This window comes from Mesorhizobium sp. UC74_2 (assembly GCF_042701485.1).
Lineage (GTDB): Bacteria > Pseudomonadota > Alphaproteobacteria > Rhizobiales > Rhizobiaceae > Mesorhizobium.
Window position 1 is genome coordinate 84,184 of the sequence record NZ_CP170562.1, and the last position, 14,493, is coordinate 98,676.

General features: G+C 62.3%; 11 protein-coding genes and 1 pseudogene. 8 read left to right on the top strand and 4 right to left on the bottom strand.

All coding sequences use genetic code 11. The annotated features are described in order from the left end of the window. Window positions 1–32 precede the first annotated feature (32 nt). From ACFJIU_RS00405 to ACFJIU_RS00420, 4 genes and pseudogenes are all read left to right on the top strand, one after another. A pseudogene (locus ACFJIU_RS00405) lies at window positions 33–1,417 on the top strand (M20/M25/M40 family metallo-hydrolase). 10 nt (window positions 1,418–1,427) lie between these two features. Then, a complete protein-coding gene (locus ACFJIU_RS00410) occupies window positions 1,428–2,048 on the top strand; it encodes a ribonuclease D (RefSeq protein WP_379066533.1) in 621 nt (206 codons plus the stop codon). A gap of 96 nt (window positions 2,049–2,144) precedes the next feature. Next, a complete protein-coding gene (locus tag ACFJIU_RS00415; RefSeq protein ID WP_379066535.1) occupies window positions 2,145–2,396 on the top strand; it encodes a hypothetical protein in 252 nt (83 codons plus the stop codon). A gap of 206 nt (window positions 2,397–2,602) precedes the next feature. Then, window positions 2,603–2,857, top strand: a complete 255-nt coding sequence (locus ACFJIU_RS00420) for a GlsB/YeaQ/YmgE family stress response membrane protein (RefSeq protein ID WP_379066536.1) — start codon at window positions 2,603–2,605, stop codon at window positions 2,855–2,857. A 189-nt stretch (window positions 2,858–3,046) separates the two neighbouring features. Here ACFJIU_RS00420 and ACFJIU_RS00425 read toward each other — a convergent pair whose 3' ends face one another. Continuing rightward, window positions 3,047–3,352, bottom strand: a complete 306-nt coding sequence (locus tag ACFJIU_RS00425; RefSeq protein ID WP_054309651.1) for a DUF982 domain-containing protein — start codon at window positions 3,350–3,352, stop codon at window positions 3,047–3,049. Window positions 3,353–3,738: 386 nt separating this feature from the next. Continuing rightward, window positions 3,739–5,553, bottom strand: coding sequence for a M2 family metallopeptidase (locus ACFJIU_RS00430; RefSeq protein ID WP_379066538.1), 1,815 nt, complete (start codon window positions 5,551–5,553; stop codon window positions 3,739–3,741). Between the two features lie 202 nt (window positions 5,554–5,755). On the opposite strand from ACFJIU_RS00430, the gene ACFJIU_RS00435 reads away from it, so the two are divergent. Next, window positions 5,756–7,984 (top strand): transglycosylase domain-containing protein, encoded by a 2,229-nt coding sequence (locus tag ACFJIU_RS00435; protein ID WP_379066540.1) that lies wholly within the window; start codon window positions 5,756–5,758, stop codon window positions 7,982–7,984. 33 nt (window positions 7,985–8,017) lie between these two features. On the opposite strand, the gene ACFJIU_RS00440 is transcribed toward ACFJIU_RS00435, so the two are convergent. After that, window positions 8,018–8,473: a MarR family winged helix-turn-helix transcriptional regulator gene (locus tag ACFJIU_RS00440; RefSeq protein WP_379066542.1), complete on the bottom strand. Its 456-nt coding sequence runs from the start codon at window positions 8,471–8,473 to the stop codon at window positions 8,018–8,020. Between the two features lie 65 nt (window positions 8,474–8,538). Here ACFJIU_RS00440 and ACFJIU_RS00445 point away from each other — a divergent pair, with 65 nt between their 5' ends. Then, on the top strand, window positions 8,539–10,401 hold the full coding sequence (locus ACFJIU_RS00445) for a chloride channel protein (RefSeq protein ID WP_379066544.1): 1,863 nt from the start codon (window positions 8,539–8,541) through the stop codon (window positions 10,399–10,401). A 105-nt stretch (window positions 10,402–10,506) separates the two neighbouring features. Here the strand turns inward: ACFJIU_RS00445 and ybaL are convergent, their stop codons facing one another. After that, entirely contained in the window at window positions 10,507–12,303 is a 1,797-nt protein-coding gene (ybaL, locus tag ACFJIU_RS00450) for a YbaL family putative K(+) efflux transporter (RefSeq protein ID WP_379066546.1), read from the bottom strand. Window positions 12,304–12,735: 432 nt separating this feature from the next. Here ybaL and cysG point away from each other — a divergent pair, with 432 nt between their 5' ends. Beyond that, the gene (gene cysG / locus ACFJIU_RS00455) at window positions 12,736–14,187 is read left to right on the top strand and encodes a siroheme synthase CysG (protein WP_379066547.1); all 1,452 of its coding nucleotides are present in this window, start codon (window positions 12,736–12,738) and stop codon (window positions 14,185–14,187) included. Then, complete coding sequence (locus tag ACFJIU_RS00460; RefSeq protein ID WP_326890156.1) at window positions 14,184–14,480, top strand: DUF2849 domain-containing protein; 297 nt, start codon at window positions 14,184–14,186, stop codon at window positions 14,478–14,480. Before cysG ends, ACFJIU_RS00460 begins: the two co-directional genes overlap by 4 nt. Window positions 14,481–14,493: the final 13 nt, after the last annotated feature.

Here is a 14,493-nt window from a genome sequence, read left to right on the forward strand (position 1 = left end):
CGGAATCGCCCTTTCAGATCAGAAGGCCCGCAATGACCGCTCTCAATCCCGTCCTCGACCGTCTCGACAAGAACCTCGACCAGAGCCTCGATCGCCTGTTCGACCTGTTGAAGATCAAGTCGATCTCGACCGATCCGGCCTTTTCGGCGGACTGCCGCAAAGCCGCGGAATGGCTCGTCGCGGATCTCAAGTCGATCGGCTTCGACGCGTCGGTGCGGGATACTCCCGGTCACCCAATGGTAGTTGCCCATCACGAAGGCCCGGCAAATGCGCCGCATGTGCTGTTCTATGGCCACTATGACGTGCAGCCGGTCGACCCGCTCAATCTCTGGCACGACGACCCGTTCGCGCCGGCGATGAAGGAGATCGAGCCTGGCCGCAAGGTGATCACCGGCCGTGGTTCGGCAGATGACAAGGGCCAGTTGATGACCTTCGTCGAAGCCTGCCGCGCCTGGAAGGCGGAACATGGTGCGCTGCCCTGCCGCATCACCATCCTGTTCGAGGGTGAGGAGGAGAGCGGCTCGCCATCGCTGAAGCCGTTCCTCGATGCCAACGCCAAGGAACTTAAGGCGGATTTCGCGCTGGTCTGCGACACCGGCATGTGGGATCGCGAAACCCCGGCGATATCGACTGCGCTACGCGGTCTTGTCGGCGAGGAGATCACCATCAAGGCTGCAAACCGCGACCTGCATTCGGGCGAATTCGGCGGTGCCGCGGCCAACCCGATCCGCATCCTGGCCAGAATCCTGGCCGACATCCACGACGAAACCGGACGGGTGACCATTCCGGCTTCTACGATGGCGTCGAAGAGACGCCCTCGCAGGTACTGAAGTCGTGGGAAGCATTGGGTGAGACGGCAGAGACTTTCCTCGGTCCGATCGGCCTCTCTGTGCCTGCCGGCGAAAAGGGCCGTTCTGTGCTGGAACTGGTCTGGGCGCGCCCGACCGCCGAGTTCAACGGCATCATCGGCGGCTATACCGGCAAGGGCTTCAAGACGGTGATCGCGGCGGAAGCCTCGGCGAAAGTCTCCTTCCGCCTCGTGCACAAGCAGGATCCGGACAAGATCCGCGCTGCCTTCCGCAAGTTCGTCGAGGACCGCCTGCCGGCGGACTGTTCGGTCGAATTCCACCCGCATGGCGGCTCGCCGGCGATCCAGCTTTCCTATGACTCGCCATTCCTGACCAAGGCCAAGAACGCGCTGTCGGATGAATGGCCGAAGCCGGCGGTGATGATAGCCATGGGCGGTTCGATTCCGATCGTCGGTGATTTCCAGAATTTCCTCGGAATGGAATCGCTGCTGGTCGGCTACGGCCTCTCGGACGATCGTATTCATTCGCCGAACGAGAAGTACGATCTGAGCTCGTTCCACAAGGGACAGCGCTCCTGGGCGCGCATCCTCGACGCGTTGACCCGCTGAGACACCGGCCATGAACACCATTCGCTTCCACAAGAACGATCTGCCCGATCTCAGCCATTACGATGTCGACGCGGTTGCCATCGACACCGAGACGCTGGGCCTCAACCCGCACCGCGACCGGCTTTGCGTCGTGCAGATTTCGCCTGGCGACGGCTCGGCCGATGTCATCCAGATCGCAGCTGGCCAGAAGAAGGCGCCGAACCTGGTCAGCCTGCTGAAGAACCGCAAGGTCTCCAAGCTGTTCCATTTCGGTCGTTTTGATCTCGCCGTGCTCTACAATGCTTTCGGCGTGATGCCGGAGCCGGTATTCTGCACCAAGATCGCGTCGCGGCTGGTGCGCACCTACACCGACCGGCACGGGCTGAAGGATATCTGCCAGGAATTGCTTGGTGTCAGCCTGTCGAAGCAGCAGCAGTCTTCAGACTGGGCGGCCGAGACGCTTTCGCCGGAGCAGCTCGAATATGCCGCGTCCGACGTGCTTTATCTGCACCGGCTACGCGATGTCCTGGCCGGCCGATTGCAGCGTGACGGCAGGACAAAGGAAGCCGACGCCTGCTTCCGCTTCCTGCCGACCCGTGCCAAACTCGATCTCATGGGCTGGGACGAAGAGGATATCTTCGCCCACAGTTGAGCGCCCGCCGCGCTGACCCGGGTGGATGGAGCGTGATGCCGAAAAACGGGAACCGGTTTTCGGAAAAGATCATGCTCAAGTGAAAAGGTTGGAACCATGGCTGCAAGGCAACCGATCGACACCGCGCCGAAAGACGGGTCCAAGGTGACCGTTTACTGGACCGACGGTGATGGGGTGCTGAACGAATCCATCGCGCAATATCGTTCCGCCGAGAGGCTCAAAGCCCTTGGTGGCGACGTCAATCCAGCTGATGTCGGCTGGTGGGCGGCGATCGATGGCCACACCCAGAAGAAGATTGAGCCGACGAGCTGGCGTCCGGCCTCCGATGACGAGGACGACGACGCCTAGAGCGTTTCCGTTTTTCGGGGAAACGCGGAAACGCTCTAACTCTTTGTTTTTACGCAATTCCGGACGGAAAACCGCTGCGCACTTTTCCTGGAAATGCTCTAGAGCGCTTGGCTTTTCTTGGCAGGTTGAACTATCGTCCCCTCATTGCAACCGGGGCCTGATTCGCAGCTTCGCCTGGTTTTGGCCCATGTTCGAGAGGGACTGCCATGGGTGTCGAAAGTCTGATCGTCTTCCTCATCATCGGCGCGATCGCCGGCTGGCTTGCCGGCTTGATCGTCAAAGGCTTCGGCTTCGGCCTGGTCGGTAACATCGTCGTCGGTATCGTCGGCGCCTTCATTGCCGGCTGGCTGTTCCCGACGCTGGGCATCAGCCTGGGCTCGGGCATCATCGCCTCGATCATTCACGCCGCAATCGGCGCGATCATTCTTCTGGTGCTGATCAGGCTGGTCAAACAGGCCTGAGTGCCTGCCACAGTGTAAGAACACACCATCCATTCCCAGGGCATGCCCTGGGAATGACTTTGAAGAATGGTTCTCTCGTACTCGGATCGACCTTGGAGCGCTTCCATTTTCATGGGAATGCGGAACCGCTCCAGCGCTTTGTTTACGCAATTCCTGACGGAAAACCGCCGCGCACTTTCCTGAATTGCTCTAGGCGCTTCTGCGCATAGGCCTTTCATGGCTGTGATCAACCACATAGTGGCCAATCCTCTCATCGACGAGCATGCCGCTGATGCGGATGAAGCCGGCAAAGGAGCGGCGTGCATCATCGGTGCTGATCTGGCCGGCATCGGCGGCGAGACAGCAATTCATGGCACAGTTGAAAACAGGGCCGCGACGCCCTGCAGGCCATTCACGTAGGAATGCGATCGCTTCGGCAACGCCTTCGATTTCTTTGATCGGATGGCCTGGTCCACGCGAAAGCCGCACCGGCACGACAAATTGCAGGCGGTTCATTGGCTACCTCCCAGACATTGGAGCAGTATGACACTACTCCTTTGTTGGTAGGGCGAACAGGCCGCGCACGCAGGATTGATCGTCGGATTCAAAAATTGATCTTGGGGGAGGTATCCAAACTGAACGGCTCGCTGCAGGGGGTGTTGCAGCGAGCCGTTTACAGGACATGGAGGGACATGCCTGACTTCAAGCGGACGAAAAACTCCTCAGGAAGTGCCCATTAACGGTCCACTCCCGGCAAAGTTCCCCGGTGAATAGTCACGAAAGAGTGACGCAGTCTGTTTTCGCAGAGTAATTGACCGAAAAGGGCATTTGAGCAGCAAAGGCGCGCCGGAGCCGGAGTGGCTCCAGCCCGCGAACCCAGTCACGACGCGGCCTGCTGCTCTCTACCAGCCGCAGCTCTTGCCTCGGTTCTGTTCCTTCAGCCAGGCTTGCAGCGGTGCGAAATAGGCGATGATCGCATCACCCGAAATTTCGCGTTGGCCGGTAAATGCCTCCAGCGCATCCGGCCAGGGCTTCGAGGCGCCCATTTCCAGCATTGCGTTGAATTTCCTGCCAACTTCCTTGTTGTTGTAGAATGAGCAGCGATGCAGCGGGCCTTTCCAGCCGCTCTGCTCGCAAGCGGCCCGGTAGAACTGGAACTGCAGCACATTGGCGAGGAAATAACGCAGGTAGGGCGTGGTGGCGGGAATGTGGTACTTCGCGCCAGGGTCGAACGACGCTTCGCCGCGTTCGACCGGCGGCTTGATGCCCTGATATTTCAGGCGCAAGTCGTTCCAGGCCGTATTATAGCCTTCCGGCGTCACCGAACCGTCGAAAACGCCCCAGCGCCATTTGTCGACCAGCAGGCCAAACGGCATGAAGGCGATCTTGTCCATGGCCTGACGCAGCAGCAGGCCGATGTCCTTGTCGCTGCTTGGAACCTTGTCTTTTGGCAGCAGGCCGATCTGAACGAGATATTCAGGCGTGATCGACAGCGCGATGGTGTCACCGACCGCCTCGTGAAAACCGTCGTTCGCGCCATTCATGTGCAGGAAGTCCTGTGCCTTGTAAGCGCGCTGGTAGAAATTGTGGCCGAGTTCGTGATGGACGGTGACGAAATCCTGTCCGTTGACCTTGATGCACATCTTGATGCGCACGTCGTCCTGGTTGTCGATATCCCATGCCGAGGCGTGGCATACGACGTCGCGGTCGGCCGGCTTCACGAACATCGACCGCTTCCAGAACGTGTCCGGCAGCTTCTGGAACCCGAGTGAGGTGAAGAAGGCTTCGCCGGTTTCGACCATCTTCCTGTCGTCGTAGCCAGCTGACTTCAGCAATTCGGTCGGGTCGTAGCCGATATCGCCAGCGCCCGCCGGCGCGACGATGTCATAGATGCCGGTCCATTCCTGCGCCCACATGTTGCCGAGCAGATCGGCCCGGATCGGGCCGGTCTTGGATTGCACGGCATCGCCGTATTTTTCGTTCAGCTTGCCGCGCACATAGCAGTGCAAGTCGTCATAGAGCGGCTTGGTGTCCGCCCAGATCTTGTCGGTGAGCTTGGTGACGTCATCCGCCGGCATGTCGTATTGCGAGCGCCACATCGCGCCGACATCAGGATAGCCAAGTTCCTTGGCGCCGGCATTGGAGATCTCGACCAGCCGCTGATAGTCGGTCCGCATCGGGGCGCCGACATTGTCGTGCCAACTGGTCCACATCTCCTTCAATTCTTCCGGATTGCGATTGATCGACATCTGCTCTTCGATGTCGGAGCCGTTGATCGGTTTGCCCCGCAGCGTGCCTTCGCCTTTGCCGTAAGCCGACTGCAGCTTGGTGGAGATGTTGTTCAGCTGGTCGGCGGCGCCTGCCGTCGTTGGCGCCGGCAGCACTATGAAGCCTTTCAGGAGGTTGAGCTTGCGTTTGACCTCGTCGCTAAGGCCTTCGACCTTGTCGAATTTCGAGGCTTCCAGGGCGAGGCGAACCGACAGCTCGGTCTGACGGGCACCGGCTTCGGCCGCCAGCGCATCGGTGTCTTCAGTGAGGAATGTGCTGTTCACCCAATCGATCCGGTTGACCCGAACCGAATCGGCACTCAGCGCGACCTCAGCTTCCCTGAGGAATTTTTCCGTATCCTCGATGGTTGGGCTGGCTGACTGGCTAAAAGCCGGCGCTTGAGAGAGCAGGACGACTGCTGCCGCAGTCGCAAGAAGGGTACATCTCATAGACATGTCCTCCACGTCCCGGCCCGCCGAGGCCGAAGCTATGGCAAGTACGGACAGGGTCAAGGGTACGTGCGCGCAATCTCGCGGATCGAATGGTCCAGCTCGCCTGTGCGCTGGCCGAAGCTTCCCTTAACCCGCCTTTAAACCGCCTCATCTAGTCTTCACCGAAGCGCCATCGGCATCGGGACTATCGGCAGCGCGCATGGCGGACCGCAGGGACAAACGCATCGAGCCCAGCTTCGACGGGCCGTCGCAGACGGCTTCTTCGACGGGATTCTCGGTGCGGGAAGAGGACCGCGTCGTGCCGGGAAACCGTAAATCCTCCAGCAAACGTGGCACGGCCAAAGCGAAGGCGGCTCGTGGCAGCCGGCGCAGGCGCAGCAAGACCGGTCTGTTCGGACGGCTGCTTTACTGGTGTTTCGTGCTGGCCATCTGGGGCGGTATCGCCGTTGCCGGCGTCGTCGTCTACTACGGGGCCAAGATGCCTGCGGCGACCACGTGGTCGGTGCCAGACCGTGCGCCCAACATCAAGATCGTCGATGTCGATGACCAGTTGATCGCCAACCGCGGCATGAGCGGCGGCGAGGCGGTCGGGCTCAACGAGATGTCGCGCTATATTCCCGAAGCCGTCATCGCCATTGAGGATCGGCGTTTCTATTCCCATTACGGCATCGACCCGATCGGCTTTACCCGCGCGGTGGTGACCAACCTCATCGGTGGTCACCTGCGGCAAGGCGGCTCGACATTGACGCAGCAGCTCGCCAAGAACCTGTTCCTGACACCGGATCGCACACTGGAGCGCAAGGTGCAGGAGGTCCTGCTCGCCATCTGGCTGGAGCAGAAGCATACCAAGGACCAGATCCTGGAGATGTACCTGAACCGGGTCTATTTCGGCTCGGGTGCGCACGGCGTCGAAGCCGCCTCGCGCCGCTACTTCGGCAAGAGCGCGCGCGACGTGACGCTCTCCGAGGCAGCGTTGCTGGCAGGCCTGTTGAAAGCGCCGTCGCGTTTCTCGCCGGCGCGCGATCCCAAGGCGGCCGAGAGCCGTGCACAGCTGGTGCTCGGCGCCATGCGCGAAGAGGGCATGATTAGCGACAAGGAACTGAAAACGGCGATGGCGGCTCCGGCCGTGCGCGCGCCGTCCTACTGGACCGGCTCGGAAAACTATGTCGCCGACGCCATCGTCGAAGAGCTGCCGACCCTGATCGGCGACGTGCGCGGCGACATTGTCGTGGAAACGACGGTCGACCTGACGCTGCAGAAACTCGCCGAGAAGTCGATCCGCGAGTTGATCGACGCGAAGGGCGGCAAGCTCAATGTTACTCAGGGCGCGCTGGTGTCGATCGACAATTCCGGCGCGGTGCGGGCAATGGTCGGCGGCTACGACTATTCGACCAGTCAGTTCAATCGCGCCTCCGAAGCGCGGCGGCAGCCCGGCTCTGCCTTCAAGCCCTTTGTCTACATGACGGCTCTTGAGGCCGGCCGCACGCCCGACAGCGTGCGCAACGATGCGCCGATCCGCATCGGCAACTGGTCGCCCGACAACTTCAAGGGCAAATATTATGGCAAGGTCACGCTGGCGACTGCGCTTGCCAAATCGCTGAACTCGGTGGCTGCGCAACTGACTATGGAAGTCGGTCCCGACGCGGTCATCGATACCGCGCACCGCATGGGCATCCAGTCCGATCTGCAGAACAACACCGCAATCGCGCTCGGTACGTCGGAGGTGACGCCGCTGGAGTTGACCTCGGCCTATGTGCCGTTCGCCAATGGCGGGTTCCGGCCGGAGGTGCATTTCGTGCGCCGGATCACCGACGGCAACGGCAAAGTGCTCTACAAGGCCAAGGAAGGGTCGGCGCCGCGCGTGGCGCGAGCCGAGATCATCGGCATGATGAATTCGATGATGTCGGGCACCGTCGAGGTCGGGACCGCCAAGAAAGCCGCCTTCGGCTGGCCTTCCGCCGGCAAGACCGGCACCAGCCAGAATTCGCGCGATGCCTGGTTCGTCGGCTACACCGCCAATCTGACTACCGGCGTCTGGTTCGGCAACGATGATGGCACCGCCATGAAAAACGTGACCGGCGGTGCACTGCCGGCGCAGGCGTGGCATGAATTCATGATGGCTGCGCATCAGGGCGTGCCGGTTAAGCCGCTGCCCGGCACCTGGCGTTCGACGCCTTCCGACACCATCGTGCAGGACGATATCCCGCTTGATCTGACGCCGCCGGCGCCGGTGCCCGGAGGCGTTCCATCGGCCTCGGCGGACCAGCCGGCGCAACAGCGCGCAGTTCGCCAGCAGGCACAGGACACAGCGATGCCACGTGACAATGGCAGCACGGCCTCGATCGATCATCCGGTGCCGCCAGGCGACGTCGGCGGGCCGACAAAAAAGCGCGGCACCTCGATCCTGGATATCCTGGGCGGCGGCTAAGCCCCGCATTGCCCTGCGGGAAACCTTCTCGCGCTAATCTTGCGTGCCGCTGAGTTTCGCAAGAATGGAGACGAGCTGCGGCGCCATCGAACTGATCTCGTCCTGATGGATACCGGAGAGCGCCTGCAGGCGCTTTTCGCTCTCGGGCGTGAGCGTCAGCAGCACCCGCCGGCCGTCATTCGGATCGGGTCGGCGGCGCACGAGACCTGCTTCCTCCAGCCGATTGGCGAGTTCCGCCGCCGTGTGCTGCCGCACCAGCAGCCGCGTCGCCAGATCGCCGATTGACAAGCCGTCGGCCTCACCGACGCCCTTGATCGTCAGCAGAGCCTGATGCTGCTGGGCTGTCAGGCCGGCCTCGCTTGCCGCCGCCTCGCTGAAGGCAAGGAACCTGCGGATCGCATAACGGAACTCGGCAAGCGACCGATAGTCGACGCTTTCCGCGCCACCCGCCCGAAGTCGCCCTGATCCCGCTTTCGGTTTTTTGATCACCGGGTCATTTCCTTCCATGAATTTATATCGTAGTGCGATATAAATTCATCAACAGTGCAGACATCATGCCTACATCGACAGAAATCCATAAGCCAGCCAATGCCGGGCTGGGACGCCCATCTCACTTTTCGTCCAGGCACGCCGTGCCCAAACCGGGTGACTTTACCGCCGATGCGCGCGTCCTGTTGCTGATGGCAATCGCCGTCGTCGTCGGCACCGCATCTGTCGGTACCGCCTGGATACTGCTTCGGCTGATCACCCTCTGCACCAACATGGCGTATTACGGACGTTTCTCCCTGGAAGCCTTGCCGATCGCCGGTTCGCCGCTTGGATGGGGAATGGTTGGAGTACCGGTTGTCGGTTGCCTGATCATCGGCCTGATGGCGCGTTTCGGGTCGGAGAAGATTCGAGGCCACGGAATACCGGAGGCGATCGAGGCGATCCTGATCGGTCAGAGCCGTATCAGCGCCAAGGTTGCCGTGCTGAAGCCGCTTTCATCGGCTGTCTCGATCGGTACAGGTGGCCCGTTCGGCGCGGAGGGCCCGATCATCATGACGGGCGGGGCTGTCGGCTCGCTGATCGCGCAGACGATCCATCTCAGCTCCAGCGAACGCAAGGCGCTGCTGGTGGCGGGTGCCGCCGCCGGCATGACGGCGATCTTCGGCACGCCGCTTGCAGCGGTGCTGCTGGCGGTCGAGTTGCTGCTGTTCGAATGGAAGCCGAGGAGCTTCCTGCCGGTGGTCGTCGCGGTGGCCGTTGCCGCAGCCGAACGCACGCTGCTGCTCGATCCGGCGCCGCTTTTTGCCTATGCCGGCCAGATGGAGCCTTCGCTGCCGGCCTTCCTGTCATGGATGATGGTCGGGCTTGCGATGGGGCTGGGTTCCGGCCTGCTGACGGCCATGGTCTATGGCACCGAAGACCTGTTCGAGAAGCTGCCGATCCACTGGATGTGGTGGCCGGTATTCGGCGGTCTTGTCGTCGGTCTCGGCGGCTTGATCGAGCCGGCGGCCCTGGGCGTTGGTTACGACAACATTCGCCATCTGCTCGCCGGCGACCTCGTTTTCCAGGCAGTGCTGCTGCTGCTTGTCGTCAAGGCGATCATCTGGGCGGTGGCGCTGGGGTCGGGCACATCCGGCGGCGTGCTGGCGCCATTGCTGATTTTCGGTGGAGCGCTCGGTGCGCTGCTGTCGCCGCTGCTGCCACAGGCCGATGGCGGCTTCTGGGCGCTTCTCGGCATGGCGGCGATGATGGGAGGCACGATGCGCGCGCCGCTGACGGCAACGCTTTTCGCGACCGAGCTGACGGGAGACCAGCATGCGTTGCTGCCTTTGCTGGTCGCCTGCGCGATCGCCTATGCCACCACGGTGCTGCTGCTCAAGCGGTCCATCCTCACCGAGAAGATCGCCCGTCGCGGTCTTCACATCACGCGCGAATACCAGGCCGATCCGTTCGAACAGGCCTGGGTCAAGGATGTGATGGTGAAGGAGCCGGACGTGATCGATGCGTCGTGGACGGTGGGTGAAACGATCGACTACTTCATGAGCGCCGATCATCGCCATAAAAGCTATCCTGTCATCGCATCGGACCGGACCGTCACGGGAATGGTCTCACGGGGAGACGTATTGGCCTGGCTCAGCGACAGCAGCGTCGATCGTGCCGCCTCCCTTGGCGACATGCTCGTCGAGGAGCCCCTGTTCGGCAGACCGGACGAACTGGTCGGTCATCTGGCGGACCGGATGGCGGAAAACGGAATCGGCCGCGTGCCGGTAATCGACGCGTCAGGCAGGCTGGTGGGCCTTGTTGCTCGCAAGGACCTGCTGAAGGCGAGGGCGCGGCGCGTCGCCGAGGAACGCGACCGCGCAAGGTTGCTCAGGCGCCAACCCGCCGTTCGCAAGGCGGTGAAGGCGAAACCGGCTAACTCCAGTTAACGGGCTAGAGCATTTTGTAGCCAAGTGGAATCACTTGGCGTTACAAAAATGCGACGAAAACAAAACTTAGAGCGTTTCCGCGTTTCCGTGAAAAACGGAAACGCTCTAGGTTGCCGGCACCGGATCGGTTGCGGGTTTCTCCTGCCGATCCGGCTCCGGTTTCATCACGGCCTCGACAATGCCACGTGCGATTTCGCGCTCACCCATGATGACGGTGTTGGCCCCGAGCCCTTCCAGGTGCTCCACCTCGGCGTCGGAGTGGGCGCGGGCGACAATCTCGATCGTCGGGTTGGCTGCTCGTGCCAGAAGCGCAATGCGACCGGCTTCGAAGGCATTCGGGATGGCCAGGATCAGCCGCTTGGCCAGGCTGGGATTGGCTGCGGCGAAGACGTCCTCCTTGGCGGCATTGCCCATCACGGTCTCTATGCCGTCGGCTTTCAGGCGGCCAATCGTCTTATCCGCGTCTTCGACAACGAGGAAGGGCTCATTGGCCTGTTTCAACGCGGCACCGACAAGGCTGCCAACACGGCCATATCCGATCAGGATGGTGTGGTTGGTCAAGGTGGTGGGAGCTGGAGCATCGTCCTCTTCCGGCTTCTCGCCCGTGGTTGCCACCTGTCCGATCGTCGTAGCCGGGCCGATTGGGGCGGCAGCCGCTGCCGCACTCTCACCGCCACGTCGCTGCTCCAGCCATGGCTTCAGCCGGTCGACCACCAGGAACATCACCGGGTTCAGGATGATGGAGAGGATGGCGCCGACCAGGATCAGGTCGCGGCCTTCCTCGGGCAAAAGCTTCAGGCCGACCCCGAGTTCGGCGAGGATGAAGGAGAACTCGCCGATCTGCGCCAGGCTGGCGGAAATGATCAACGCCGTCGCGATCGGATAGCCGAACAGCAGCACGATGGCGAAGGCCGCCAGCGACTTGCCGATGACGATGATGAAGAGCGTACCCAGAACCGGCCAGATGTGCTGCATCACGCTGAACGGATCGAACATCATGCCAACCGAAACGAAGAACAGCACGGAAAAGGCGTCGCGCAGCGGCAGCGATTCCTCGGCGGCGCGGTGGCTGAGTTCGGATTCGCTCATCACCATGCCGGCGAAGAAGGCACCAAGCGCCAGCGAAACCCCGAACAGCTTGGCGGCGCCGAAGGCGACACCAAGCGCCACAGCCAGCACGGCCAGCCGGAAGAGTTCGCGCGATCCGGTGTGGGCGACATAATGCAGGACCCAGGGGATGACCCGGCGTCCCACCACCAGCATCAGCACCACGAAAGCGACCACCTTGGCCAGGGTGACGCCGACCACGCCCCAGACTCCATAGCTGGCGGTCAGCCCATAGAGACCGCCTGGAGGAGGGGCCTGGTCCACTCCGCCGAGCACGCCCGCGAGCGCCGGCAAAAGCACCAGCGTCAACACCATGGCAAGGTCTTCGACGATCAGCCAGCCGACGGCGATGCGGCCGCGCTCGGTCTCGACCAGCCGGCGTTCCTGCAGCGCACGCAGCAGCACCACGGTGCTGGCTACCGAAAGCGCCAGGCCGAACACGAGGCCGGCGCCTAGCGACCAGCCGAGCATCCAGGCCAGTCCCCAGCCGAGCAAGGTGGCGAAGCCGATCTGCACCACCGCACCGGGTAGCGCGATGGCACGCACGGAAAGCAGGTCCTTCATCGAGAAATGCAGGCCGACGCCGAACATCAAGAGAATGATGCCGATCTCGGCGAGTTCGAGTGCAAGACCCTGATCGGCAACGAAACCGGGGGTATTGGGGCCGACCAGGATGCCGGCCAGCAGATAGCCGACCAAAGGCGGGATGCGGAACCGATTGGCTATGGCGCCAAAGACAAATGCCAACCCCAGACCGACGACGATGGTTGCGATAAGGGGAGTGTCATGCGGCATGGTCGATGGAGCGCCCTTCTGGTCTGACGATGTCGGATAAGCGCCGCCCTGAGCCGTCGCCTTCTTGCACTATGGGGATGGCGACGGTGCCGTGCAACCCCGCGAGGTCATTGAAATGCATGCGAAATGCACGAGGAGGGAGATTTGGCGAGACCCATGGTCATTCCGATGTCCCGAGGCTTAATTCTACTAAATAGATAGAAATTAGAAAAATGTGTTTTGCGGAGAGCGCCCGCGCACGCTAGAAGGGCTGCGAAAAGATATAAAGGCCCGATCCCGTCGATCGGTTTTTGGCGTCGAGAGAAAATTTTTCTCCGACCCCTGATGCTTTCAGAAAAGAGATTGCATCCATAACGAAGGCGCGCGAGTGCGTTCCTTCTGATCTTTCTCGCATGCGCGTAGAAATGCCAGCCTGTTCAGGGTCTTACCGCAATGCCGCATACCACTCCCAAGCTCAATGCTTTTCCCGTCTTCATGCGGGTGGAGGGCGAAGCCGTGGTCATCGTCGGCGGCGGCGAGGAGGCATTGGCCAAGGCGCGGTTGATCAGCCAGTCCAGCGCCCATCTGCGCATCATCGCTGAACATGTGGAACCGGCGCTGCGCGCCTGGATCGCCGAGAACAATGCCAGCCACATCGCCGAGGCCTATCGCAGCGCACATCTGGCCGGTGCCGTGCTGGTTTTCGCCGCAACCGGCGAGGAGGCGTTCGACCGTCGCGTTTCGAACGATGCGCGCGTGCTGAACATCCCGGTCAACGCCGTCGACCGTCCGGAACTGTGCGATTTCTTCACGCCGGCCCTGGTCAATCGCGCACCCGTGGCCGTTGCCATCGGCACCGAGGGGGCCGGCCCGGTGCTGGCGCAGATGATCCGTGCCCGTATCGATCAATTGTTGTCGCCTTCGCTCGGACCGCTGGCTGCCCTCGCCGCAACCTTCCGCGAGGCGGCCGAAAGCATCCTGCCCAAGGGCAATCGCCGTCGTCGCTTCTGGACCGATTTCTTCGCTGGTTCGCCCGCGCGCGCCGTCGAGGCCGGCAATCTGGCTGCGGCCCATGATGCGGCCTCCAGGCTGCTGGTTTCCAACTCCGTGTTCAGCGGCCACATCGCGCTGGTCGGCGCTGGACCGGGCGCTGAAGATCTGCTCACCCTGCGCGCCCAGCGTCTTCTCATGGAGGCCGATGTCATCGTGTACGACGCGCTGGTGCCGGAAGCGGTCGTCGCCATGGGCCGCCGTGACGCGGAACGCCTGCCTGTCGGCAAGCGCAAGGGCTGCCATTCGAAGTCGCAGTCCGAGATCAATGCCCTGCTGGTTTCGCTCGGCCGTGAGGGGCGGCGCGTGGTGCGGCTGAAGAGCGGCGACCCGCTGGTGTTCGGCCGTGCCGGTGAAGAAATGGCCGCACTGCGCGAGGCCGGCATTTCCTATGAAGTGGTGCCCGGCGTCACCGCTGCGTTCGCCGCCGCCGCCGATTTCGAGTTGCCGCTGACCCTGCGCGGCGTGACCTCGTCGATGGTGTTCACCACCGGCCACGACCTCAAGGGCGGAACGTTGCCGGACTGGGCGAGGCTTGCCATCTCCGGTGCGACCGTTGCGGTCTACATGGGACGCAGCGTTGCCGCCGATGTCGCCAGCCGGCTGATCGAAGCCGGCCTTTCGCCGGATACAGCGGTTGCGGTCGTTGAGAATGCCAGCCTCGCCAATCGGCGCCGGTTCCATGGCACGCTGGCTGACCTGCCGTCGCTGGAGGCACGCAGCGACCTCTCCGGCCCGGTCATGACCGTCATCGGCGATGCCGTTGCCGGCGCCAATTTCAACCACTCCGAGCCGCTCGCGGCAGGCAAGTACCAAGAGGCCGGACTGCCGGTCGTCCAGGGAGTCGTATCATGAAGATCCTGACCGCGAACCGCCTCACCGATGGTGAGGCTGTCTGGTATGCAGGCGGTGCCTGGGCTGAGACGATCGACAGTTCGGAACTTGCCGCCGACAAGGCCGCAGAGGAACGTCTGGAAGCCATCGGCGCGGCCTCCTTTGCCGCCAATGAAGTGGTCGACGTCAACCTGATCGACGTCGAGATCGTGGACGGCGCCATTCATCCGTTGCGCCTGCGCGAGAGAATCCGCGCGGCCGGCCCCACCAACCGCAATGATCTCGGCAAACAGGCACGCCCGACCGCAGCCTGATCACGACAAAGCG